The sequence below is a fragment of the Streptomyces sp. NPDC015171 genome, from assembly GCF_043079545.1.
In the GTDB taxonomy this organism is placed as follows: Bacteria; Actinomycetota; Actinomycetes; order Streptomycetales; family Streptomycetaceae; genus Streptomyces.
In genome coordinates, this window is the sequence record NZ_JBIBUO010000021.1 from 37,576 (window position 1) to 60,051 (window position 22,476).

A 22,476-nucleotide genomic window follows, 5' to 3' on the forward strand; every position below is an offset into this window, starting at 1 on the left:
TGGCCCGTTTCCTCCGGGGTCAGGGGTTGTCTCCCCTCGGCTACCCACTGGACCACAGGACAAGGGGGACGTTCCGCGAGGAATCCGCCGGACGCACCCGCATGCCTGGTGGGAGGCGGCGCGACCGCGCGGGAACAGCGGAGCGGGCCCGGACGATCCGCTTCCGCCGGATCTCCGGGCCCGCTGGGCAGGCGGTAGGCGGCTACTGCGCGAACGCCCGCAACGGATAGTGGTCCGAGAGGTTCGTGTACGTGTACGACGTCCCCCAGCTCGACACCGTCCAGGGCGCCGACTGCTCCTTGACGACCTCGTTGCGCCAGCCGGCCGGGCGGGCGTGGCCGGCGCGGGCGAGGACGTAGTCGAGGTCCTCGCGCGGATCGGTCGGGTAGCGGTCGTGGGCGATGGAGTTCTCCTGCGTGTCGAAGGAGTACGGGTGCCCGGTGCGGGCGTCGGCCCCGGCGAGGTCCGCGTCGGCGAGCATGCTTCCGTACTCGGCACTGCGCGAGTCGACGTTCAGATCACCCGCGATCAGCACCTCTTCGCCGGCGGGGATGTTCTTGGCGTCCAGGAAGGCGTCGATGGCCCGGAACTGGCGGGACCGCGTCCGCGCCGCCTCGCCCGCGCCGCACCCCGGGTCCGTGGACTGCGTGTGCGTGCCGACGACGTGCACCTTGGTGCCGTTGACGTTCAGCACCACGTACGCGAAGCCCTTGTCGGACCACCAGTCGGATCCGCAGGCGTCCTGGTAGACGTACTGCTCCTTGCGCAGGATCGGCCACTTGCTCAGCACGGTGACGCCGCCGTCCTCGGGCGTGGTGGCGGAGTAGGCCCCGCCGGTCGCGTCCCAGCCGTCGCGGCCGCGCCCGACCACCGGGGTCTGGTACGGGTACGAGGCCGCCGCCGTACGCCGCAGCGCGTCCGACGCGGAGTTGTCGAACGCCTCCTCCAGCACGACGACGTCGTTGCCCTGGAAGAACGACGCCTTCGGTATCGCGGCGGCCCGGTGGTCCTGTCCCCAGTTCGGGTACAGGTTCTTGCTCATCAGAAAGACGTTGTACGTCAGGACCCGCAGCGCCGGCGCCGGTTCGGCGGCGGCGGCCGGCGCGGGCCCGGCGAGCGCCGCCGCGGGCAGGGCGAGGGCGAGTACGGCCGCGGCGAGGGCGCGGCGCGGGGCGAAGGGCGTCACTGGATCTCCCTGGTGCTGAAGGGGCTGAGTGGCGCCGCACATCCAACCATCCGGGATTACTCATAGGTAACACTCAGGGACGCATCAGATGGCGCCCGGTGGAGCACGAAGAACCGGCGCCCGGAGGAGCACGAGGAACCGCGGGGCCGGACGCCGCGACGCGGTCGGCCCGCGCGGCGCCGGCGTACCCCCCCGGAGAGGCTCAGTGAGCGGCGCCGGCGGTGCCGGGAGGGGCGCGGACTTCCTGCACCGGCCGCGGGCGCCCCCGCCGTACGGCCGGCGCCGCGGGGGCCCCGGTCAGGGGCGGGCGGCCGTGGCCTGGTCGTGCGCCACGGTGTCCGCTCCCGTCTCGGCCTCGGGTGCCGTGGGCCGGTCCCGGCGGCCGGTCAGCCGGCGGGCGAGCGGCTCGGTGTAGCGGGCGGTCAGCGGGCCGAGGACGACCAGGATCAGCACGTAGGCCGTGGCCAGCGGGCCGAGGTCGGAGTCGATGCCCGAGGTGACGGCGAGACCCGCGATTACGATGGAGAACTCGCCGCGGGCCACCAGGGTGCCGCCGGCCCGCCAGCGGCCCTTGGCCGAGATCCCGGCACGGCGTGCCGCCCAGTAGCCGGTCGCGATCTTCGTGAGGGTGGTGACGAAGGCCAGGGCGAGCGCGGGCAGCAGCACCGGCGGGATGCTCGCCGGGTCGGTGTGCAGGCCGAAGAAGACGAAGAACACCGCGGCGAACAGGTCCCGCAGCGGGGCCAGCAGATTGTGGGCGCCCTCGGCGACCTCCCCGGACAGGGCTATGCCCACCAGGAACGCGCCGACCGCCGCCGAGACCTGCAGCTGCTGGGCGACCCCGGCGACCAGCAGTGTCAGCCCGAGCACCACCAGCAGCAGCTTCTCGGGATCGTCCGAGGAGACGAAACGGGAGATGTGCCGGCCGTAGCGCACCGCCACCAGCAGGACCAGGCCCGCCACCCCGAGCGCGATGCCCAGGGTGAGACTGCCCGCCGCGAAGCCGGTGCCGGCCAGCAGGGCCGTGACCACGGGCAGGTAGACGGCCATGGACAGGTCCTCCAGCACCAGGATGCTGAGGATCACCGGAGTCTCCCGGTTGCCGATCCGGCCCAGGTCGCCGAGGACCTTGGCGATGACGCCGGAGGAGGAGATCCAGGTGATGCCGGCCAGGACGACGGCGGCGATCGGGCCCCAGCCGAGGAGCAGGGCCATGGCCGCGCCGGGCAGCGCGTTGAGGGTGGCGTCGACGATCCCGGCCGGGTACTGGGTCTTGAGGTTGGAGACCAGGTCGGCGGCCGTGTATTCGAGGCCCAGCATGAGCAGCAGCAGGATCACGCCGATCTCGGCGCCGATCGCCACGAACTCCTCGCTGGTGCCGAGCGGCAGCAGCCCGCCCTCGCCGAAGGCGAGGCCGGCCAGCAGGTACAGCGGTATCGGTGAGAACCGCAGGCGGGCGGCGAGCCGGCCGAGCAGCCCGAGGCCCAGGATGATCGCGCCGAACTCGATCAGGAAGACCGCGGAGGAGTGCACCCCGCTCACTCCCGTCCGAGTATCGAGGCGGCCGCGTCGACGCCCTCACGGGTGCCGATGACGATCAGCGTGTCGCCGCCGGCCAGCCGGAAGGCGGGGCCGGGGGAGGGGATCGCCTCGGCGAGGCGCAGCACGGCCACGATCGACACGCCGGTCTCGGTGCGCATCCGGGTGTCGCCGAGCAGCCGTCCGTTCCAGTACGAGGCCGCGGACAGCTCGATCCGCTCGGCCACCAGGCCCAGCTCCGTCGTGGACAGCAGGGTGGCGCTGTGATGGGTCGGCTTCAGCGCGTCCACCAGGGCCTCCGCCTCCTGGCCGGTGAGGCGGACCGACAGCCCGCAGGCGTCGGGATCGTCGCGCCGGTAGGCGTTCAGCGTGCGCGCACCGTCCCGGTGGGCCACCACCGACAGATGCTGGTGTTCGCGGGTCGTCAGGTCGTACCGGACACCGATGCCCGGCAACGGCGTCCTGCTGGTGCGTGCGGCGCTCATGGCGGCCCCCCTGTCCATTTGAATGTTTCTTGGGGAAACTATTACCCAGAGCTTATCCGGACCGTGATCGGCCGCACGAAGGGCCCCGGGTGGGCAGGGGGGCGGGCAGCCCTATGAACGGGGGAGCTGCGAACCGGGGGCGCCGGCGTCGCCCTCGTCGTCGCCGGGCTCGGGCTGGCACGCGTGGCACAGCTCGTGATCCCCGTCGCGGGTGACGACGGTGCCCCAGCCGAGGCACAACTCGCAGTCGCGCGCGAGGCTCAGGTCGGGGTGGGGAGGCAGGAGGGGGCTGCGGTGGGCTCCGTACGCCATACGGTGAGCGGCTCCTTGTGATCGGGGAGAAGCGCGGGAAGCGCGACCCGTCTTCCGACCATTATGTCCGCTTTATCCTCCATGTCAGTGACGGGTGTCACTGAGTGCCATATCGGACGGGCACCGCGGCCCCTGCCCGGACGGACTCCCTCAGCCGAGGTTGCCCAGCCGGGCGTCCTGCCACAGGTCCACGCCGCCGTCGGTCGCGTACTTGTCGATCTCGGCCAGCTCCTCGTCGCTGAAGCCGAGGTTCTCCAGCGCGGCGACGTTCTGCTCCAGCTGCTCGACCCGGGAGGCGCCGATCACCAGGGAGGTCACCCGCTCGTCCCGCAGGGCCCAGGCGAGCGCCAGCTGGGCCAGGGTCTGCCCGCGCCGGGCCGCGATGTCGTTCAGGGCGCGCAGCCGGTCCCGCATGTCGTCCGTCAGCCAGCCGGAGTCGAGGGACGTGCCCTGCGCGGCCCGCGAGTCCTGCGGGATGCCGTCCAGGTAGCGGCCGGTGAGCAGCCCCTGGGCGAGCGCCGTGAAGCCGATGACCCCGAAGCCCTCGTCCCGCGCCGTGTCCAGCAGGCCGTCGGTCTCGATCCAGCGGTTGAGCATGCTGTACGACGGCTGGTGGATCAGCAGCGGGGTGCCGAGGTCGCGCAGGATCGCGGCGGCCTGCCGGGTGCGCTCGGCGTCGTAGGAGGAGATGCCCACGTAGAGGGCCTTGCCCTGGCGGACGGCGGTGTCCAGCGCGCCCATGGTCTCCTCCAGCGGCGTGCTCGCGTCCAGCCGGTGGGAGTAGAAGATGTCCACGTAGTCGAGGCCCATCCGGCCGAGCGACTGGTCCAGCGAGGCCAGCAGGTACTTGCGGGAGCCGCCGCCCTGCCCGTAGGGGCCGGGCCACATGTCCCAGCCGGCCTTGGTGGAGACCACCAGCTCGTCCCGGTACGGCGCCAGGTCGCGCTTGAGCAGCTGCCCGAAGTTGCTCTCGGCGGCGCCGTAGGGCGGGCCGTAGTTGTTCGCCAGGTCGTGATGGGTGATCCCGAGGTCGAAGGCGCGCAGCGCGATCTCGCGCTGGGTCTCGAACGGGCGGTCGCCGCCGAAGTTGTGCCAGTAGCCGAGGGACAGGACCGGCAGGTCCAGTCCGGAACGGCCGGTGCGCCGGTAGCGCATGGTGCCGTCGTAACGAGCGGGGTCCGCGACGTACGTCATCGGGTCCTCTCCGGGTCGTGCGGTGGATGTGCCCTGCGTGTGCGCACGGGCTCGTCCACCCTGCTCCCTGGCGTCACGCAAGTCCAACCGCCGTCCCGGATGGGATTGAGCGGTTCCGTTTCTGAATCGGCGGGAGGGGCAGACGGTGATCAAGGGCGTGTGACGAAGGAGGCGCTCGTGGACGGTGTGACGTCAGGCGGGGAAAAGGACACCCGGAGCGGGGCGCGGGTACCGGGAGCCGTGGCACGGCTGCCGCGCCAGGTCCGAGCGGAGCTGACCCGCAGACTCCGCCGCAACCGAGGGGCCTTCCGCGCCGACGACGTCCAGGTCGTCGAGCGCCCGCTGCTCCGCCGTGCCGTCGGCGCCTCCGCGCTCGGCAACTGCATGGAGTGGTTCGACTTCGGCGTCTACAGCTACCTCGCCGCCACCATCGGCAAGGTGTTCTTCCCGGGCGCCTCCCCGGCCGCCCAGGTCATCTCCTCCTTCGCGACCTTCGCCGCTGCCTTCGTCGTACGACCCCTCGGCGGGCTGGTCTTCGGGCCGCTCGGCGACCGGATCGGCCGGCAGAAGGTGCTCGCCACCACCATGATCATGATGGCGGCGGGAACCTTCGCCATCGGTGTCATCCCCGGGTACGCCACCATCGGCATCGCCGCGCCCGTGCTGCTCCTGCTGGCCCGCATGGTCCAGGGCTTCTCCACCGGCGGAGAGTACGGCGGGGCCACCACCTTCGTCGCCGAGTACTCCCCCGACCGCAGGCGCGGATTCCTCTCCAGCTGGCTCGACTTCGGCACCTTCGTCGGCTACGCCCTGGGCTCGGCGCTGGTCACCGGCCTCAATCTGGCCCTGACGGAGTCCCAGATGCTCTCCTGGGGCTGGCGCGTCCCCTTCCTGATCGCCGGACCGCTCGGCGCGATCGGCCTCTACATGCGGCTGAAGCTGGAGGAGTCCCCGGCTTTCCAGCAGCAACTGGACGAGCACGAGAAGTCCCTGGCCCAGGAGTCGGCGGGCAGCGAGCTGAAGGGCATCGTCCGCGACCACTGGCGGCCCCTGCTCGTCTGCATGGGCCTGGTGCTGCTCTACAACGTCACCAATTACATGGTCACCGGCTATCTGCCGACCTATCAGACCGAGACCCTGCACCGCTCCAGCGCCTCGGCGGACGTCCTGGTGCTCATCGGCATGGTGTGGATCGTCGTACTGATCACCTTCCTCGGCCGGCTCAGCGACCGCGTCGGACGGCGGCCGCTCTACGCCGTGGGCGCCGCGGCGATGATCGTGCTCGCCGTACCCGCCTTCCTGCTGATCAAGGCCCACGGCACCTGGCCGCCGGTCCTCGGGGTGCTGCTCCTGGCCACCCTGCTCGCCTGCTTCGCCGCGCCCAGTGCGGCCACCCTGCCCGCCCTGTTCCCGACCGCCGTCCGCTACGCGGCCATGGGCATCGGCTTCAACTTCGCCGTCGCCGCGTTCGGCGGCACCACACCGCTGGTCACCGCGGCGCTGGTCGAGCTGACCGGCGACGACCTCATGCCCGCCTACTACCTGATGCTGGCCGGCGCCATCGGGCTGCTGACCGTCAGGTTCCTGCCCGAGACCGCCCAGGTCCCGCTCCGGGGCTCGCAGCCGATGGTCGGTTCGCGGGAGGAGATGCGCGAACTCATCACCACCTCGCGGGAGCTGTACGCCTTCACGCACGAGCGCGAGCGGGGCAAGGCGCGGCGCGGCTGAGGCTGCCGGAGGCGCCGCGGGGGAGTGGCGGGGGCGCCGAGGGGGGCGCGCGCCCGAGGGTGCCGGGGATGGTGCGATCCTACGAATTTCGTGCGAGCCGGGTTACCGGTCCCCACCGCATTTGATAGGAAACTTTCCTACCAGTATCCGGTACGGACCAACTCACCACCCCCCACTCGCCTTTGGAGCCCCTGTGGTGCACACAGACCGCGAAACAGCTTCCGCCGCCCGCCTCTCCCGCCGGGCCGTCGTGGCCGCGCTGGGCGCCGTCGCCTCCGGCGCCCTGCTCGGTGCCCTGCCCGCCGGCACGGCCCGCGCCGCCGCGCCGGGCCTGGACGACCCGGCGAAGAAGGAGATCGCCATGAAGCTGGTGTCGAGCGCGGAGAACTCCTCGCTCGACTGGAAGGCCCAGTACCAGTACATCGAGGACATCGACGACGGCCGCGGCTACACCGCCGGCATCATCGGCTTCTGCTCGGGCACCGGCGACATGCTGGACCTCGTCCAGCTGTACACCGACCGCAAGCCCGGCAACGTCCTCGCCAAGTACCTGTCCGCCCTGCGCAAGGTCAACGGCACCGACTCGCACTCCGGCCTCGACCCCAACTATCCCAAGGACTGGCGCAAGGCCGCCCAGGACACCGCCTTCCAGCAGGCCCAGAACGACGAACGCGACCGCGTCTACTTCAACCCCGCGGTCGCCCAGGGCAAGACCGACCAGCTGCGCGCCCTCGGCCAGTTCATCTACTACGACGCCATCGTCATGCACGGCGACGGCGACGACGCCACCAGCTTCCGCAACATCCGCAACCGCGCCCTGCGCACCGCCAAGCCGCCGGCCCAGGGCGGCAACGAGACGACGTACCTCAACGCCTTCCTCGACGCCCGGGTGTGGGCCATGAAGCAGGAGGAGGCGCACAGCGACACCAGCAGGGTCGACACCGAGCAGCGGGTCTTCCTGCGCAACGGCAACCTCGACCTGAACACCCCGCTCGACTGGAAGGTGTACGGGGACAGCTACCACATCGGCTGACCCCCGGCCGGGCGAAGCCGTGCGGGCGGGGCCGGCGGGCGTGGCCACCGCAAGCGGCGCGCCGCCCCGCGCGGGGCGGCCGGCCCCGGGGCGTCCCACCTGGTGGGGCGCACTCGCACGGCACGCCCCTGACGAGGAAAGATGGGGGGTGAGCGAACAACCCCACCGATGCGGAGGAACGGACTCATGCCGCACGAGCGAGCCGGCCGGCCGGCCGGTCCCGAGGACCTTGTCGACGTGGCCCGGCTGGTCACGGCGTACTACACGCTCCACCCCGACCCGGCCGACCCGGGACAGCGCGTGGCGTTCGGCACCTCGGGGCACCGCGGTTCGTCCCTGGCGAGCGCCTTCAACGAGGACCACATCGCCGCCACCAGCCAGGCCATCTGCGAATACCGCGCGGCCCAGGGCACGGACGGACCGCTCTTCCTCGGCGCCGACACGCACGCCCTCTCGGAGCCCGCCAAGGCCACCGCGCTGGAGGTGTTCGCCGCCAACGAGGTGACCGTGCTCATCGACAGCGCGGACGGCTACACCCCCACCCCCGCCGTCTCGCACGCGATCCTGACGCACAACCGGGGCCGCACCACCGGCCTCGCCGACGGCGTGGTCGTCACCCCTTCGCACAACCCGCCCGCCGACGGCGGCTTCAAGTACAACCCGCCGAGCGGCGGCCCCGCGGCATCCGACGCCACCTCCTGGATCCAGGACCGCGCCAACCAGATCATCACGGGCGGACTGAAGGACGTACGCCGGCTGCCCTACGCCCGCGCGCTCGCCGCGGACACCACCGGGCGGTACGACTTCCTCGGCACCTACGTCGGCGACCTGCCGAGCGTGCTGGACCTGGACGCGGTCCGCGCGGCCGGCGTGCGCATCGGCGCCGACCCGCTCGGCGGCGCCTCCGTCGGCTACTGGGGACGGATCGCCGAGCAGCACGGCATCGACCTGACGGTGGTCAACCCGCACACCGACCCCACGTGGCGGTTCATGACGCTGGACTGGGACGGCCAGATCCGCATGGACTGCTCCTCGCCGTACGCGATGGCCTCCCTCATCGAGCAGCGCGACCGCTTCCGCATCGCCACCGGCAACGACGCCGACGCCGACCGGCACGGCATCGTCACCCCGGACGCGGGCCTGATGAACCCCAACCACTACCTCGCGGTCGCCATCTCCTACCTCTACCGGCACCGCGACCGGTGGCCGGCCGGCGCGGGCATCGGCAAGACGCTCGTGTCCTCCACGATGATCGACCGGGTCGCCGCCGACCTCGGCCGCCGGCTGGTCGAGGTGCCGGTCGGGTTCAAGTGGTTCGTGGACGGACTGATCGGCGGCGACCTCGGGTTCGGCGGCGAGGAGTCGGCCGGCGCCTCCTTCCTGCGCCGGGACGGCTCGGTGTGGACCACCGACAAGGACGGCATCCTCCTCGCCCTGCTCGCCTCCGAGATCACGGCCGTCACGGACAGGACCCCCTCGGAGCACTACACCGGGCTGACGGAACGCTTCGGCGCCCCCGCCTACGCCCGCGTCGACGCCCCCGCGACCCGCGAACAGAAGGCGCTGCTCGCCAAGTTGTCGCCGGCCCAGGTCACCGCGGACACGCTGGCCGGGGAGGCGGTCACGGCCGTGCTCACCGAGGCGCCCGGCAACGGCGCCGCGATCGGCGGCATCAAGGTCACCACCGAGAACGCCTGGTTCGCCGCCCGGCCGTCCGGCACCGAGGACGTCTACAAGGTGTACGCCGAGTCCTTCCTCGGCGCCGACCACCTCGCCCGGGTGCAGGAGGAGGCCAAGACCGTGGTGCTGGCGGCGCTGGGCGCCTGACCGGTCCGGACGGCGGGGCGGCCGCGGCTCCGCGCGCCGCCCCGAGGTCCGGCCCGGAGCGCGCTCCGGCCGCCCTCAGGGGGCCTCAGCCGCGTCCGTGCCCTCGCTGGATCCGGGCCAGCACGGCCCGAGCCATGGCCTCCTCGCCCTTGGCGTTGGGGTGGGCCGGGGCCGCGGGCGAGGCCGGCCGCAGCGGCTCGATCCAGCGGTCCGCCGGTGCCTTGCACATGTCGTGGCCGACCGTGGGGCGGTAGGTGTCCACGTACTCGGCCCGGTTCACCCCCGCCACCAGCCGCAGCATCAGATTCAGCCGCTTCTCCGTGTCCCGCAGGTAGGGGAAGTCCTTCTGGGCGAACGGGACCTGCGGGAAGCAGCCGCCGCCGTCGTCGGGCAGCAGGTCCGGGTAGCCGACGACGACCACCCGGGCGTGCGGCGCCCGGGCGTGCACCGCACGCAGCACCCGGTCGACCTTCGGCGCGGTGCGCACGACGGCCAGGGCCAACTGGTCGTACCCTGCGGCCTTGTAGGAGCGCTCGCAGGGGTTGCCCGCCGGGTCCTGGGCGGCGAGGCGGGCGCAGGTGCCGATGACGGTGCCGAAGCCGACGTCGTTGCCGCCGATCTGCACGGTCACCAGGTCCGTGTGCCGGTCCAGCGCGTCGAGCTGGGGCGGGTTGCCGCCCTGTGCCTGCCACATCTCGGCGGTCGTGGCCCCGCCGCAGCTCACGTCCGTGAACGCGGCCGTGCTGCGCCGGGCGGCCACGAGCGAGGGGTAGTTGTGGTCCGAGCGCCCGCAGGCGGCGTCCACCTGCCGGGGGATGCCGGGGCCCGAGGTGTAGGAGTCGCCGAGCGCCGCGTAGGCGCTCGCGCCGCCGTGCCCGGCCGGGTGCGCCGCCGCCGGTGCCGTACCGGCGGCGACGAGGGCGCCGGCGCCCAGTGCCGCCCCGAGCACGGCGGTCCACCGCCTGGTCCCCGTCCCGCCCGCCGGACGCGTGCCGTTCGCCATAGGTCCTCCCCCTCAGCCACTGGAGCGCGCGGTCGCGGCTCTCCGAGCGGCCTCGCGCGTTCGACCGGGTCTGTATACCGCCCGGTAGGTCTCCCGGGCCAGAAGCGGGATGCCATCAGTTCGGCGGGAGCGCACGCTTCTCGGCGTGCTGCCCCGGGCCGCCGGCCCGCGGCCGGCACCCGCTCGTCCGGCCGCCGTGCCGAGAGCGCCCGCGCGGCTCCGCGACCGGTGGAACTTCCGGGCGGGGCGTCCCTGGCGGACTTCCGCGCGGGGCGTCGCCTGGCGGGCTTCCGCACGAGGCGTCGCCTGGCGGGCTTCCGCACGAGGCGTCGCCCATCGGATGGTGCGACGGGCGTGCCCGGCGAGGGGAGCAGGGGGGTGCCCGGCGGCCGGCGCACGAGGGCACGAGGGCACGAGGGGGGGCACGGTGGTGCGGCGGGTTCCGCTCTGGGCGGGTGTCTGGCCCGGGCGGGTGCTCTTGGCCGGGATGCGCCGGATCGGAGCCCGGTGCCGTGATCCTTCCGTGATCATTCCCCTGTGACTCCGCTTCGTCGAAGTGCCCTGAGCCGCAGGATCGTTCCGGCTGTGCTCGGCACCCTCAGTGTCCTGACCCTGCTGTCCGCCCCGCCCGCCGCCGCCCGGACGGCGCACCGGGACGCCCCGCCCGCCGCGCCGCCCCGGCCGGTCACCGCGGCGGAGGCACACACGGACGCCTACCTCCGTTCCCTGCGCGACCGCCCCGCCGCCCTGCGCGCCTTCTTCCGGCGGCTGCCCAAGGGGGGAGACCTGCACAACCACCTCCCCGGCGCGGTGACCACCGAGTACCTCATCGAACTGGCGGCCGAGGACGGGCTGTGCGTCGACACCGACACCCTGACCGCGGCCGTCCCGCCCTGCGGCCCCGGCACCCGTCCCGCCGCTGACGCCCGCACCGACCGCGCCTTCCGGGACGCGGTCGTCCGCGCCTGGTCCATGCAGGACTTCCCGCCGGACCGGAACGGCCACGACCACTTCTTCGCCACGTTCGACAAGTTCGGCGAGGTCGCCTGGCGGCACCGGGGCAAGCAGCTCGCCGAGGTCGCCGACACCCTCGTCCGCGACAACCAGTTCTACCTGGAGACGATGGTCACCCCCGCCGCCGACGGCGCGGCGGACCTTGCCGCCCGGGTCGGCTGGGACCGCGACCTCGCCGCGCTGCACCGCAAGCTGCTCGCGGACGACGGGCTCGGCCGGCTGGTCGCCGAGGCCCGTGCGGAGGCCGACGACGGCGACGCCGAGTTCCGCGCCGCCGAACACTGCGGCACCCCGCGGGCCCGGCCCGCCTGTGGCCTGACCGTCCGCTGGATCTCGCAGGCGTACCGCGGCGGTTCACCCGAAGCCGTCTTCACCCAGCTCGCCCTCGGCATGCGGCTGGCCGAGGCCGACCCGCGGTTCGTCGCCGTCAACCTCGTCCAGCCCGAGGACGGGGCCGTCTCGCTGCGCGACTACGGCTTGCAGATGCGCATGGTCCGCTATCTGCGCACCCAGTACCCGAAGGCGCATGTCACCCTGCACGCGGGCGAGTTGTGGCCCGGACTGGTCGGACCCGAGGACCTGAGGTCCCACATCGGGCAGGCCGTGGACGTCGCCGGCGCCGAGCGCGTCGGACACGGCGTCGACCTCGTCCACGAGGACGACTGGCAGCGCACCGCCCGCACCATGGCGGCCCGCCGGGTGGCCGTGGAGGTGCCCTTCACCAGCAACGCCCAGATCCTCGGTGTCAGGGGCGCCGACCACCCGTTCAGCACCTACCGCCGCTACGGCGTCCCGGTCGTCCTCGCCACCGACGACCCCGGGGTGTCCCGGACCGACATCGGCCACGAGTACCGGTACGCGTCCGCTGCCTACGGCCTCGGCTATCCCGAGCTGAAGGACCTGGCCCGGGCCTCCCTGGAGTACGCCTTCCTGCCCGGCGCGAGCCTGTGGCAGGGCAACCCCGCCGCCACCGGCTACCGTCCGGTCCCGGCCTGCCGCGCCGAACGCCCCGGCCTGCCCGTGCGCGGCGCGGCCTGCCGGCGGCTGCTCACGGAGAGCGCCAAGGCCCGGGTCGAATGGCGCGAGGAGGCCGCCTTCGCCGCCTTCGAGCGGACACACGCCCGGGTGCCGCGCTGACGGCATCGGCCCGGCGCCGCAGGGACGCCGGTTCCTGAGCCTGCCGAGACGCGCCGCGAGCCCGCCGAGGCCGAGCCCGAAACCCGCCATGGCCGAACCGGGGGCCTGCCGTGGCCGATCCGGAGCCTGCCGAGACAGAGCCATGGGCTCGCCGAGGCCGGGCCCGGAGCCCGTTGCCGCCGGGCCCGGAGCCCGCCGAGGCCGGGCCCGGAGCCCGCCATGGCCGAGCCGGGACCTGGCGAGGGCGACCCGGGGTCGGCGCCGGCCGTTCGGGCGTTCTCTCGGCCGGAAAGCGTTCTTTGGCCGGGAACAAGGCGCGGTCACAACCGGTCCACCTCATTCCGCCGCTCACCGGGCGTCGCGTCCGAGCCAATACCGTCTCCCGCACCACGGTGCCGGAGGGCCCCGCCGCCCCCTCCCGTCACCCGCCCCCGGAGTGCGCGTATACGGCGAGTGACACGCCGTCACGTGATCCCCGCAAGTTCTTCACAGGGCGATCACTTTCGGCCGATGCGGGTGCGGGCCGGGTGCGGTGGGGCAGACGCCGCGTCACGCGCCTGCCTAGCCTCCCGGGCCATGCGATCACCTCTGCTGAGACGCCTCGGTCTCACCGCCGTCCTCGCTTTCCTGCTCGCCGTCTTCGGCCTCGCCCCGAGCGCGAGCGCCGACCCCGCGCCGGCCGGCCTGACCTTCGCCACCGACTCCGCCACCACCACCCCCGGCGGTTCGGTGAAGCTGTCGATGACGATCACCAACAACAAGACCTACGACATCCTGTTCGTCTACCAGACCATCGACCCGACCTGGCTGACGACCCAGCGCCCGGACCTGAAGTACAGCTTCACCGGCTGCAGCCTGGCCACCGCGGCCGGCAGCACCCCGTGTTCCGGCACCGGCCCGAGCAACCTCGGCGGCAACTACGGCGCCACCATCCCGCCCGGCCAGAGCCGCACCGTCACGCTCACCCTCCAGGTCGCCGCCGACTCCGGCTGCAACGGCAACATCGGCTTCTACTCGTACTACTACGCCGAGTTCAGCGACAGCACCAACAACAGCGGCGGGCCCGTCTACACGCCCGAGACGCGGGTGCTCTGCGCCTGACGGACACTCCGGTTCCCGGCGCGGGTGACTTGAATCGGCCTCCGGCCGAAGGCCCCCGCGCGGAACGGACCATGACACGTCGCCCGGCGGACCGCCACGGTCCGCCGGTGCGCCGTTCACCGGCCGGACCTGCCGAGCGGGGCCGGCCGTCCGCTGTGATCCCCAAGCGGCGACGACGGAGAAAAAACCTGTCGGGTTGCCTCACGGTCCCGTTGGACACCTGCACTTTTCCGTCAGGTTTCGTAAGTCGACCACAAAAGCTACACAGAGCCATCACCATGTGACGCGACGGAAGCGTTGACGACCGGCTTCTGAGGGGGACGCCGGCGTCGCGCGAGGGGGTGCGTCCGCTCCTTGGGAGCCGTGCTCGCCCCTGCCCGGGGAGGGGACTTCACCGCATGAAGCGGACCATACGCACCACCGCGCTGTCGGTGGGCGCGCTCGTCGCCGCGCTCGGCCTCCAGGCCGGCCCGGCGGAGGCCGACACCAGTACACCGCGTATCGACCTCAGAGTCCTGGTGGTGAGCGACGGCGGTCCGGCCACCGACGCCATCGCCGCCGAACTCGACACCGCCGGAACGCCGTACACCGAGGTCGACCTCACGCGCTCCGACCGGCCCGCCATCGACGCGGGATTCCTCGCCGACACCGTCGACGGCCGGCCGCGCGCCAAGTTCCAGGCCGTCGTCCTGCCCAACGACAACCCGTTCGCGGCCGGCAGCGCCGAGATGACCGCGCTCGCCGCCTACGAACGGACGTACGCCGTTCCGCAGGTCGACGCCTACACCTACGCCCGCCCCCAGGCCGGCCTGCAGGTCCCCGCCGCAGGCGGCTACTCGGGCAGCGTCGACGGAGTCCAGGCGCAGGTCACCGCCGCCGGCAGGGCCGGAGCCTTCGGCTACCTGGACGGCGCCGTCCCGTTCGAGGACAACTCGCCCACGGTCGGCGAGAGTTACGCCTACCTGTCGACCCCGGCCCCCGGCGCCGACTTCACCCCGTACGTGCAGGCGCCCATCCCCGGCACCACCAAGCAGGGCTCCCTGGTCGGCGAGTACCGGCACGACGGCCGGCGCGAACTGGTCGTCACCTTCGTCTACAACCAGTACCAGCAGCAGTTCCGGCTGCTGGCCCGCGGCATCGTGGAGTGGATGACCGGCGGGGTGCACCTCGGCGCCTCCCGCAACTACTTCGCCGTCCACGTGGACGACGTCTTCGCCGCCGACGACCGCTGGGACACCCAGCTCAACTGCACGCCCGGCGACGTCGACTGCGCCAACGGCGCGGGCACGCCCAACCCGATCCGGATGACCCCGGCGGACGTCGACCACGCCGTCGCCTGGGAGAACAGCCACGACTTCACCCTGGACCTGGTCTACAACGGCGCAGGCAGCGTCGACCAGCGCGAGGACAACAACGGCGTCGACCAGCTCGCCGACAAGCTCGTCGCGGACCGGAACCAGTTCCGCTGGGTCAACCACACCTACACGCACGCCTTCCTCGGCTGCGAACAGAACGTCACCGTCGTGCCGTGGACCTGCCAGACCAACGCCGACGGCAGCACCAAGTGGGTCAGCCGCGCCACGATCGACTACGAGATCGCCACCAACCGCGCCTGGGGCCAGGCCAACGGGCTCCCGCTGCAGACCGACGAACTGGTCACCGGCGAGCACTCCGGGCTGAAGATCCTTCCGCAGCAGCCGCAGGACAACCCCAACCTGCCGCTCTCCCTCGCCGACGACGGCGTCAAGTGGCTCGCCTCCGACAATTCCCGCGACCCCGTGCAGCGCCAGGTCGGCCCGGCCACCACGGTCTCCCGCTACCCGATGAACGTCTTCTACAACGCGGGCCGGGCCGCCGAGCAGGTCGACGAGTACAACTGGCTCTACACCAGCCGCGCCCAGGGCGGCAGCGGCATCTGCGAGGACAACCCGGCGACCACCACCTGCCTGTCCGCACCGCTGGACACCAGCACCGGCTACAGCGGCTACATCGTGCCGCTGGAGACCCGGATCGCCCTCGGCCATGTGCTGTCCAACGACCCCAAGCCGCACTTCATCCACCAGTCCAACCTCGCCGAGGACCGCATCGCCTACCCGGTCCTCGACGGCGTACTGGACGGCTACGCCGCCCTGTTCGCGGACGACACCCCGGTGGTGAACCTGCGGATGAAGGACATCGGCGTCGAGCTCCAGCGCCGCGCCGCCTGGAAGACCGCCGTACAGGCCGGCCAGGTGACCGCCTACCGCATCGGCGACACCGTCACCGTGCAGGGTCCGAACGGCACCGCCGTCCCGGCGACCCTGCCCGCCGGCAGCACCGCAGGCGGCTCCGCCTTCGGCAGCGCCTACGCGGGCGCGCTGTCCGGCTGGACCGCCTCCTCCGGCAGCGCGCTCACCTTCACCCTGCCGGCCACCGCCGCACCGGCCGTGACCGCCGGCGGCACCGCCGCGGCCACCGCCCCGGCCCCGCGCACCAAGGTCCCGGCGGGCGTGACCGAACAGGTCCCGCACACCCCCGACAGCTGAGCGGCGCACCCAACCGAGGTCCCGGCCGTCCGACGGCGGCCGGGGCCGGCACGACCACCCCACACCTCGGCCGTGGAGCCCCATCGATGCACGTTCAGCACGGCGCGCGCCGCCCCGGCGCGGCGCACGTCACCCTGCTCACCGAAGGCACCTACCCGCACAGCCATGGCGGCGTCAGCGTCTGGTGCGACCAACTCGTCCAGGGCATGCCCGACCTCGACTTCGACGTCATCGCCGTCACCGGCACCGGACGCGAACCCGTCGTATGGGACCTGCCCGCCCATGTCCGCGGCGTGCTCTCCGTACCCATGTGGGGAGCCCCGCCCGAAGGCCGCGTGCCCCGGGGCCGGGCCCTGAACCGGCTCGCCGGCGCGTACGAGCGGTTCCTGACCGCGCTGCTCGACCCGCACGCCGAGGAGCACTTCCCGGCCGCGCTGTACACGATGGCCCGGGCCGCCGCCGACGGCGCGCTGAGCCCGTTCCTGCGCGGCGACCGCGCCATCGCCATCCTCGCCGCGGTGTGGAACCGGCCCGGCCTCGCCGTCCGGGAGGCCCGGCCCACCCTGCACGACGCGGTCACCGCGACCGCCCTGCTGGAACACGCCCTGCGTCCGCTCGCCGCACCCCTGCCCCGGCACGGCGTGGCCCACGCGGTCAGCGGCGGGGTGGCCGCACTGCCCGGACTCGCCGGGCTCGAGCGGTACGGGGTCCCGCTGTTGCTCACCGAGCACGGTGTGTACCTGCGGGAACGTTACCTCGGCTACCGCACCGCCCCCTACCGCTGGCCGGTGAAGGCCGTCGTGCTCGGCTTCTTCCGGCTGCTGGCCGAGGAGAGCTACCGCAGGGCGGCCCTGATCACCCCCGGCAACCGCTACAACCGGCTCTGGGAGGAGCAGGGCGGCGCCGACCCGGCCGCCATCCGCACCGTCTACAACGGCGTCGACCCGGCGGCCTTCCCGCACGCCGGGCCCGAACCCGACACGCCCACGCTGAGCTGGGCCGGACGCGTCGACCCCATCAAGGACCTGGAGACCCTCATCCGCGCCTTCGCCCTGGTCCGCAAGGAGATACCCGAGGCCAGGCTGCGGCTCTTCGGCGGCACACCGCGCGGCGGCGAGGCGTACCGGGAACGCTGCGAGGCGCTCGCCGCCGAACTCGGGCACGCGGACGCCGTCACCTTCGAGGGCCGCGTCGACGACATCAAGGACGCCTATGCGGCCGGGAACGTGGTGATGCTCTCCAGCATCAGCGAGGGCTTCCCGTTCACCCTCATCGAGGCCATGTCCTGCGGCCGGGCCACCGTCTCCACCGACGTGGGCGGGGTGCGGGAGGCCGTCGGCGACACCGGAATCGTCGTCCCGCCACGCGATCCGGCCCGGATGGCGGCGGCGGCGCTGGAGCTGCTCGGCGACACGGCCCGGCGCAAAAGCATGGGCGAGGGTGCCCGGCTGCGCGTCATCGAGCAGTTCACCCTGCGCCAGACCATCGACACCTTCCGCTCGATATACCTCGAACTGCCCAGCCACGCACGGCCGTTCACCGCTCCGGCCGCATCGGGGCAGGATCTCCGGATCGCCGCCGGGAGCCTGGCCGGATGAGCGGGCCCATGGCGCTCGAACCGGGCGGCGCCGAACAGGACACCCTCGCCCTGCGGCTCGCCGGGACGTCCGCTCTCGGCGACGACCGCACCCTGGCCCTGCGGCTGCCCGGCAGCCGCCCCGACCCGGCGGCGGTGAGCCGGCTCGCCGCCGACCTCGCCGACCGCATCGGCCCCGCCGTCCACCCCTACGAGGTCGCCGCCCTGCTGGAGGCGGAGGGCCTGACGGCCGAACAGATCACGGAGCGCTACGGCCACCCCAACCTCTTCTCACTGGCCACCGCCCTCTACGAGCAGGTGCCCCGGACCTTCCCGGAGCCCGCGCCCGCGGCCGACCCCTGGCGCCCGGACACCGTCCGCTGCCTGCTGCGCGGGGTGCTGTTCGCCCTGCCGGGCCTCGCCTATCTGCTCACCGCACCGCTGTGGCACCCCGGCCGGCACGCCGCCGCGCTGATCGTCGCCGGCCTCGTCTCCTGGGCCTGGGGCCAGGGGCTCGGCCACCGCGCCCATCTGCGGATGGTGGCCGGCCGCCGGGAGGCCGCCAACACGCTGCTGACCGGCGCACCGCTGGGCGCGGCCCTCGCCACGGCCGCGGCGGCCCCGCTCGCCGGCACCGGCCCGGTGCTCCTGACGGCGGCGGCCCAGTCGCTGTACCTGGCGGCGGCCGGCGTCCTGCTCGTGCTGGCCCGCGAGCGGCTGCTGCTCGCCGCGCTCACCCCGCTGATCGCGGGCGCCGCCGTACTGCCCTGGTGGGAGCCGGGGACCGCGCTGCGCACCGCACTGCCGCTGCTGGCACTGCTGGCCACCCTCGTCGCCACCGGCCACGCCCTGCGCGGGGCCCGCACCGCGCAGGCCGCGGCGGGGGGCAGGCGTCCGCGGCTGCTGTGGTCCGTGCCGTACGGCCTGTTCGGGCTGGCCGCGGGGCTGCTGGTGCTGCAGGCGGGGCGGCAGGCGCCGTACGCCGTCATCGTGCTCACGGTGAGCATGGGGCCGGCCGAATGGCTGCTGTACCGCTACCGGGGCCTGTCCGTGGCCGCCCTGCGCGCGACCGCCACCCCCGCCGGGTTCCTCGCCCGCTCCGCCGCCGTCCTCGCCGGCTGCCTGCTCGTCTATCTCCTGCCGCTGCTGCCCGCCGCCTGGCTCACCGGCGCCGCACCGCAGACGCTGCTGCTGCTCGCGGCCACGCTGTGGACCGCGCTGCTCCTCCAGGCGTTCGGATCCGCCTGGCCGCCGGCCGTGATCTGTCTGGCCGCCGCGGCGGTCGCTGCGGCCGTCCCCTGGCTCCGCCTGGCCCCGGGCTCCGGCGCCCTGCCGCTCTGCTGCGGCGCCGCCGTGCTTTGCCTCGTGGCGTACACGCTGTGGCTGCTCGGCCGGCCCGCCCGGCACGTCTGAACGCCCGCTCCGCTCGATCAACCCATCGGAAGGAAAACCGAGTTGACCTCCGCACCGCTCGCCGCCGTCACCGGAGCCGAAGGCTTCATCGGCTCCCATCTCACCGAGGCGCTGGTCGCCTCGGGACACCGGGTCAGAGCCATGGCCCAGTACAACTCGTTCTCCTCCTACGGCTGGCTGGAGACCCTCGCCCCGGACGTCCTGGAGCACGTGGAGATCGTCCTCGGCGACGTCCGCGACCCCGGTTCGGTCCGCGGCCTGCTCGAAGGCGCCGACGTCGCCTACCACCTGGCCGCGCTGATCGCGATCCCGTACTCCTACCAGGCGCCGCACAGCTACGTGGAGACCAACGTCACCGGCACCCTCAACGTCCTGGAGGCCGTCCGCGCCCTGGGCACCCCCCGGCTGGTGCACACCTCCACCAGCGAGACCTACGGCACCGCGCGGACCGTGCCGATCACCGAGGACCATCCCATCAACACCCAGTCCCCGTACGCCGCTTCGAAGGCCGGCGGGGACCGGCTCGCCGACAGCTACCACGCCAGCTTCGGCACCCCGGTCGTCACCCTCCGCCCCTTCAACACCTTCGGGCCGCGCCAGTCGATGCGCGCGGTCATCCCGACGGTCATCGGCCAGGTCGCGGCGGGGGAGCGGACCATCACCCTCGGCGATCTGCGCCCCACCCGGGACTTCACCTTCGTCAAGGACACCGCGCAGGCGTTCCTCGCCGTCGGCACCGCGCCCGCCGGCCAGGTTGTCGGCCGCACCTTCAACGCCGGTACGGGCGGCGAGATCTCGGTCGGCGACCTCGTCGCGCTGATCGGCAAGGTGATGGACACCGCCCTCGACGTCCGGGCCGACCCCGCGCGGATCCGGCCGGCGGCCTCCGAGGTCATGCGGCTGGTCGCCGACGCCACCCGGCTCGCCGAGGCCACCGGCTGGCAGCCGGCGCACACCCTGGAGCAGGGACTCGCCCACACCGTGGAGTTCTTCCGCGACCCGGCCAACCTGGCCCGCTACAAGACCGGCATCTACAACATCTGACCCGTTCGGCACGGCCCCGACCCACTGAAGGAGGAGCTCCATGCACGCAGTGATCCTGGCGGGAGGCAAGGGCGTCCGGCTGCGGCCCTACACCACCGCGCTGCCCAAGCCGCTCGTCCCGATCGGCGACCAGCACGCCATCCTGGAGATCGTGCTGCGCCAGCTGTCGGCCGCGGGCTTCACCCGCTGCACCATCGCGATCGGGCACCTCGGCGAGATAATCCGCGCCTACGTCGGCGACGGCACCCAATGGGGCATGAACGTCGACTACGCCACCGAGGAGAGTCCCCTCGGCACCATGGGCCCGCTGCTGAACCTCAGAGACCGGCTGCCCGAGAGATTCCTGGTGATGAACGGCGACATCCTCACCGATCTCGACTACGCCGACGTGCTGCGCCGGCACGAGACGTCGGGCGCCCCGCTCACCATCGCGACCTACGCCCGCAAGGTGCACATCGACTTCGGCGTGCTCACCACCGACGCGAGCAGGGTCGTCGCGTTCACCGAGAAGCCCAGCATGGACTACCGGGTCTCGATGGGCGTCTACGGCCTCAGCCGGGAGACCCTGGACGGCTACACGGCGGGCCTGCCGCTGGGCTTCGACGAACTCGTCCTGGACCTGCTGCGGATCCAGAACCCGCCGCACGCCTACGAGTTCGACGGCTACTGGCTGGACATCGGCCGCCCCGACGACTACGACCGGGCCAACGCCGAGTTCACCAGCCGCAAGTCCCTGCTGCTCAAGGGAGCCTGAGTACCGCATGCGCATTCTCGTCCTCGGCGGCACCGGATATCTCGGCCGCCATGTGGCCGAGCGGCTGCGCGCCCTGCCGGGCGCCCACGTCCTGGCCGCCGGCCGCTCCGCCACCGCCGGCTTCGGCGTCGACCTCGCCGCCGACCGGCCGGAGCGGCTCGCGCGCACCCTGGCGGCGGCGGCGCCCGACGCCGTGGTCAACTGCGCGGGCGCCACCGGCGGTGACAGCGTGACCCTGGCCGAGGTCAACGCCCGCGGGCCCGCCGTGCTCTGCGCGGCACTGCGCGAGGCGGCCCCCACGGCCCGCCTCGTGCATCTCGGCTCGGCCGCCGAGTACGGGCCTGGCACCCCGGACCTGCCGGTGACCGAGTCGGCGCCCGCCTGCCCGGTCACCCCCTACGGGGCGACCAAGCTGGCGGGCACCCTCGCGGTGACCTCCGCCGCCCTGGACGCCGTGGTGCTGCGCGTCGGGAACCCGGTCGGCCCCGGGGCACCGGTCGCAGGACTGCCCGGCCGGCTGGCCGCGCTGCTCCGCGCGGCCGGCCCGGACCCCGAGGCGGTGCTGCGCCTCGGGGACCTCTCCGCCCACCGCGACTTCGTCGACGTACGCGATGTGGCCCGGGCGGCCGAGTTCGCCGTCACCACGCCCGCTCCGCTGCCCCCGGTGCTCAACATCGGCGGCGGATCGGCCGTGCCGGTGCGGGAGCTGGCGTACGGCCTGGCCCGGCACGCCGGGTTCCGGGGCAGGCTGGAGGAGGACACCGGCGGTTCGGCCCGCTCGGCGCAGGTGTCGTGGCAGTGCTCGGACATCTCCGCCGCGGCCGGGGCGCTCGGCTGGCGGCCGGCCCACCGTCTCGACGACGCCCTCGCCGCGCTGTGGGCGGCGACCGTGGAGCCGGTGCGGTGAGCGTGCTCGTACCGCTGTACGTCCACCCGGCCGAGGACCCCGGCGCCTGGCACCGGCTGATCGAGGCGGCGTCCCGCACCTACGCGGTCGTCCTCAACCCGGCGAGCGGGCCGGGCGCCGCTCCCGACCCGGCGTTCACGGCGGCGGCCCGGGCCCTGCGCGCGGCCGGGGCCCGGCTGCTCGGGTACGTCGACACCGACTACGGCGTCCGGGACCGGGACCGGATCACCGAGGACATGCGCCGGCACCAGAGCTGGTACGAGGCCGACGGCTGCTTCCTCGACCGGGTCACCGCGGGAACCGAGGGGCTGCCCGCCTGCCGCCGGCTCGTGCGGGAGCTGCGGCGGCTCGGCGCCGGGACCGTCGTCCTCAACCCGGGCGTCCACCCGGCGCCGGGCTACGCCCGCCTCGCCGATCTGACCGTCACCTTCGAGGGCCACTGGACCACGTACGTCTCGGCGTTCACCCGGCCGTCCTGGACCGGGCGGCATCCGCCCGACCGGTTCTGCCATCTCGTCTACGGCGTTCCCGAGGTCCTCGTCCCGCTCGCCGTACGCACCGCGCACGAGCGGGGCGCCGCGGTGTGCGGGCCGGTGACGGGCGAACCGCCCAATCCCTGGGCGACGTTGTCCCCGGCACTGACCGGCGCGGGCGGTGTGGAAGGCTGAGCGGATCCGCATCCGCGCAGAGGAGGAGAC

18 protein-coding genes are annotated in these 22,476 nt (G+C 73.3%); 12 read left to right on the top strand and 6 right to left on the bottom strand.

The window, feature by feature from the left end; translation table 11 throughout:
- Positions 1-202 precede the first annotated feature (202 nt).
- The 5 genes from sph to mgrA form a co-directional block, all read right to left on the bottom strand.
- Positions 203-1,228 carry a sphingomyelin phosphodiesterase gene (sph, locus tag ACF073_RS36055; protein WP_392075706.1) on the bottom strand — a complete coding sequence of 342 codons (1,026 nt, stop codon included), beginning with the start codon at positions 1,226-1,228 and terminating at the stop codon, positions 203-205.
- A 255-nt stretch (positions 1,229-1,483) separates the two neighbouring features.
- Positions 1,484-2,719, bottom strand: coding sequence for a cation:proton antiporter (locus ACF073_RS36060; protein ID WP_392075707.1), 1,236 nt, complete (start codon positions 2,717-2,719; stop codon positions 1,484-1,486).
- Positions 2,720-2,724: 5 nt separating this feature from the next.
- Positions 2,725-3,210 (bottom strand): cation:proton antiporter regulatory subunit, encoded by a 486-nt coding sequence (locus tag ACF073_RS36065; protein WP_392075708.1) that lies wholly within the window; start codon positions 3,208-3,210, stop codon positions 2,725-2,727.
- Between the two features lie 111 nt (positions 3,211-3,321).
- Positions 3,322-3,522: a hypothetical protein gene (locus ACF073_RS36070; RefSeq protein ID WP_392075709.1), complete on the bottom strand. Its 201-nt coding sequence runs from the start codon at positions 3,520-3,522 to the stop codon at positions 3,322-3,324.
- 150 nt (positions 3,523-3,672) lie between these two features.
- A complete protein-coding gene (mgrA, locus tag ACF073_RS36075; RefSeq protein WP_392075711.1) occupies positions 3,673-4,716 on the bottom strand; it encodes an L-glyceraldehyde 3-phosphate reductase in 1,044 nt (347 codons plus the stop codon).
- 186 nt (positions 4,717-4,902) lie between these two features.
- Here mgrA and ACF073_RS36080 point away from each other — a divergent pair, with 186 nt between their 5' ends.
- The 3 genes from ACF073_RS36080 (at position 4,903) to pgm (ending at position 9,304) form a co-directional block, all read left to right on the top strand.
- Positions 4,903-6,444 (top strand): MFS transporter, encoded by a 1,542-nt coding sequence (locus tag ACF073_RS36080; protein ID WP_392075767.1) that lies wholly within the window; start codon positions 4,903-4,905, stop codon positions 6,442-6,444.
- Positions 6,445-6,637: 193 nt separating this feature from the next.
- Positions 6,638-7,477 carry a chitosanase gene (locus ACF073_RS36085; protein WP_392075712.1) on the top strand — a complete coding sequence of 280 codons (840 nt, stop codon included), beginning with the start codon at positions 6,638-6,640 and terminating at the stop codon, positions 7,475-7,477.
- Between the two features lie 186 nt (positions 7,478-7,663).
- Entirely contained in the window at positions 7,664-9,304 is a 1,641-nt protein-coding gene (gene pgm, locus ACF073_RS36090) for a phosphoglucomutase (alpha-D-glucose-1,6-bisphosphate-dependent) (protein WP_392075713.1), read from the top strand.
- A gap of 85 nt (positions 9,305-9,389) precedes the next feature.
- Here the strand turns inward: pgm and ACF073_RS36095 are convergent, their stop codons facing one another.
- Positions 9,390-10,307 (bottom strand): SGNH/GDSL hydrolase family protein, encoded by a 918-nt coding sequence (locus ACF073_RS36095; RefSeq protein WP_392075714.1) that lies wholly within the window; start codon positions 10,305-10,307, stop codon positions 9,390-9,392.
- Positions 10,308-10,892: 585 nt separating this feature from the next.
- On the opposite strand from ACF073_RS36095, the gene ACF073_RS36100 reads away from it, so the two are divergent.
- The 9 genes from ACF073_RS36100 (at position 10,893) to ACF073_RS36140 (ending at position 22,446) form a co-directional block, all read left to right on the top strand.
- A complete protein-coding gene (locus tag ACF073_RS36100) occupies positions 10,893-12,458 on the top strand; it encodes an adenosine deaminase (protein WP_392075715.1) in 1,566 nt (521 codons plus the stop codon).
- Between the two features lie 576 nt (positions 12,459-13,034).
- Positions 13,035-13,559: a hypothetical protein gene (locus ACF073_RS36105; RefSeq protein ID WP_392075716.1), complete on the top strand. Its 525-nt coding sequence runs from the start codon at positions 13,035-13,037 to the stop codon at positions 13,557-13,559.
- A gap of 398 nt (positions 13,560-13,957) precedes the next feature.
- The gene (locus ACF073_RS36110) at positions 13,958-16,084 is read left to right on the top strand and encodes a hypothetical protein (protein ID WP_392075717.1); all 2,127 of its coding nucleotides are present in this window, start codon (positions 13,958-13,960) and stop codon (positions 16,082-16,084) included.
- Between the two features lie 86 nt (positions 16,085-16,170).
- A complete protein-coding gene (gene pelF / locus ACF073_RS36115; protein WP_392075719.1) occupies positions 16,171-17,682 on the top strand; it encodes a GT4 family glycosyltransferase PelF in 1,512 nt (503 codons plus the stop codon).
- The gene (locus ACF073_RS36120; RefSeq protein WP_392075720.1) at positions 17,679-19,073 is read left to right on the top strand and encodes a hypothetical protein; all 1,395 of its coding nucleotides are present in this window, start codon (positions 17,679-17,681) and stop codon (positions 19,071-19,073) included. Before pelF ends, ACF073_RS36120 begins: the two co-directional genes overlap by 4 nt.
- Positions 19,074-19,115: 42 nt before the next feature.
- The gene (locus ACF073_RS36125) at positions 19,116-20,117 is read left to right on the top strand and encodes a GDP-mannose 4,6-dehydratase (protein WP_392075721.1); all 1,002 of its coding nucleotides are present in this window, start codon (positions 19,116-19,118) and stop codon (positions 20,115-20,117) included.
- Between the two features lie 40 nt (positions 20,118-20,157).
- Positions 20,158-20,871, top strand: coding sequence for an NDP-sugar synthase (locus ACF073_RS36130; RefSeq protein WP_392075722.1), 714 nt, complete (start codon positions 20,158-20,160; stop codon positions 20,869-20,871).
- Positions 20,872-20,878: 7 nt separating this feature from the next.
- Complete coding sequence (locus tag ACF073_RS36135) at positions 20,879-21,778, top strand: NAD-dependent epimerase/dehydratase family protein (protein ID WP_392075723.1); 900 nt, start codon at positions 20,879-20,881, stop codon at positions 21,776-21,778.
- Complete coding sequence (locus ACF073_RS36140) at positions 21,775-22,446, top strand: spherulation-specific family 4 protein (protein ID WP_392075724.1); 672 nt, start codon at positions 21,775-21,777, stop codon at positions 22,444-22,446. The genes ACF073_RS36135 and ACF073_RS36140 overlap by 4 nt, the downstream gene beginning before the upstream one ends.
- Positions 22,447-22,476 lie beyond the last annotated feature (30 nt).

Coding starts and splice junctions, on each gene's coding strand:
- mgrA (WP_392075711.1), bottom strand. CDS start 4,716: ATGACGTACGTCGCGGACCCCGCTCGTTACGACGGCACCATGCGCTAC.
- pelF (WP_392075719.1), top strand. CDS start 16,171: ATGCACGTTCAGCACGGCGCGCGCCGCCCCGGCGCGGCGCACGTCACC.
- pgm (WP_392075713.1), top strand. CDS start 7,664: ATGCCGCACGAGCGAGCCGGCCGGCCGGCCGGTCCCGAGGACCTTGTC.
- ACF073_RS36135 (WP_392075723.1), top strand. CDS start 20,879: ATGCGCATTCTCGTCCTCGGCGGCACCGGATATCTCGGCCGCCATGTG.
- ACF073_RS36130 (WP_392075722.1), top strand. CDS start 20,158: ATGCACGCAGTGATCCTGGCGGGAGGCAAGGGCGTCCGGCTGCGGCCC.
- ACF073_RS36105 (WP_392075716.1), top strand. CDS start 13,035: ATGCGATCACCTCTGCTGAGACGCCTCGGTCTCACCGCCGTCCTCGCT.
- ACF073_RS36070 (WP_392075709.1), bottom strand. CDS start 3,522: ATGGCGTACGGAGCCCACCGCAGCCCCCTCCTGCCTCCCCACCCCGAC.
- sph (WP_392075706.1), bottom strand. CDS start 1,228: ATGTGCGGCGCCACTCAGCCCCTTCAGCACCAGGGAGATCCAGTGACG.
- ACF073_RS36095 (WP_392075714.1), bottom strand. CDS start 10,307: ATGGCGAACGGCACGCGTCCGGCGGGCGGGACGGGGACCAGGCGGTGG.
- ACF073_RS36120 (WP_392075720.1), top strand. CDS start 17,679: ATGAGCGGGCCCATGGCGCTCGAACCGGGCGGCGCCGAACAGGACACC.
- ACF073_RS36065 (WP_392075708.1), bottom strand. CDS start 3,210: ATGAGCGCCGCACGCACCAGCAGGACGCCGTTGCCGGGCATCGGTGTC.
- ACF073_RS36110 (WP_392075717.1), top strand. CDS start 13,958: ATGAAGCGGACCATACGCACCACCGCGCTGTCGGTGGGCGCGCTCGTC.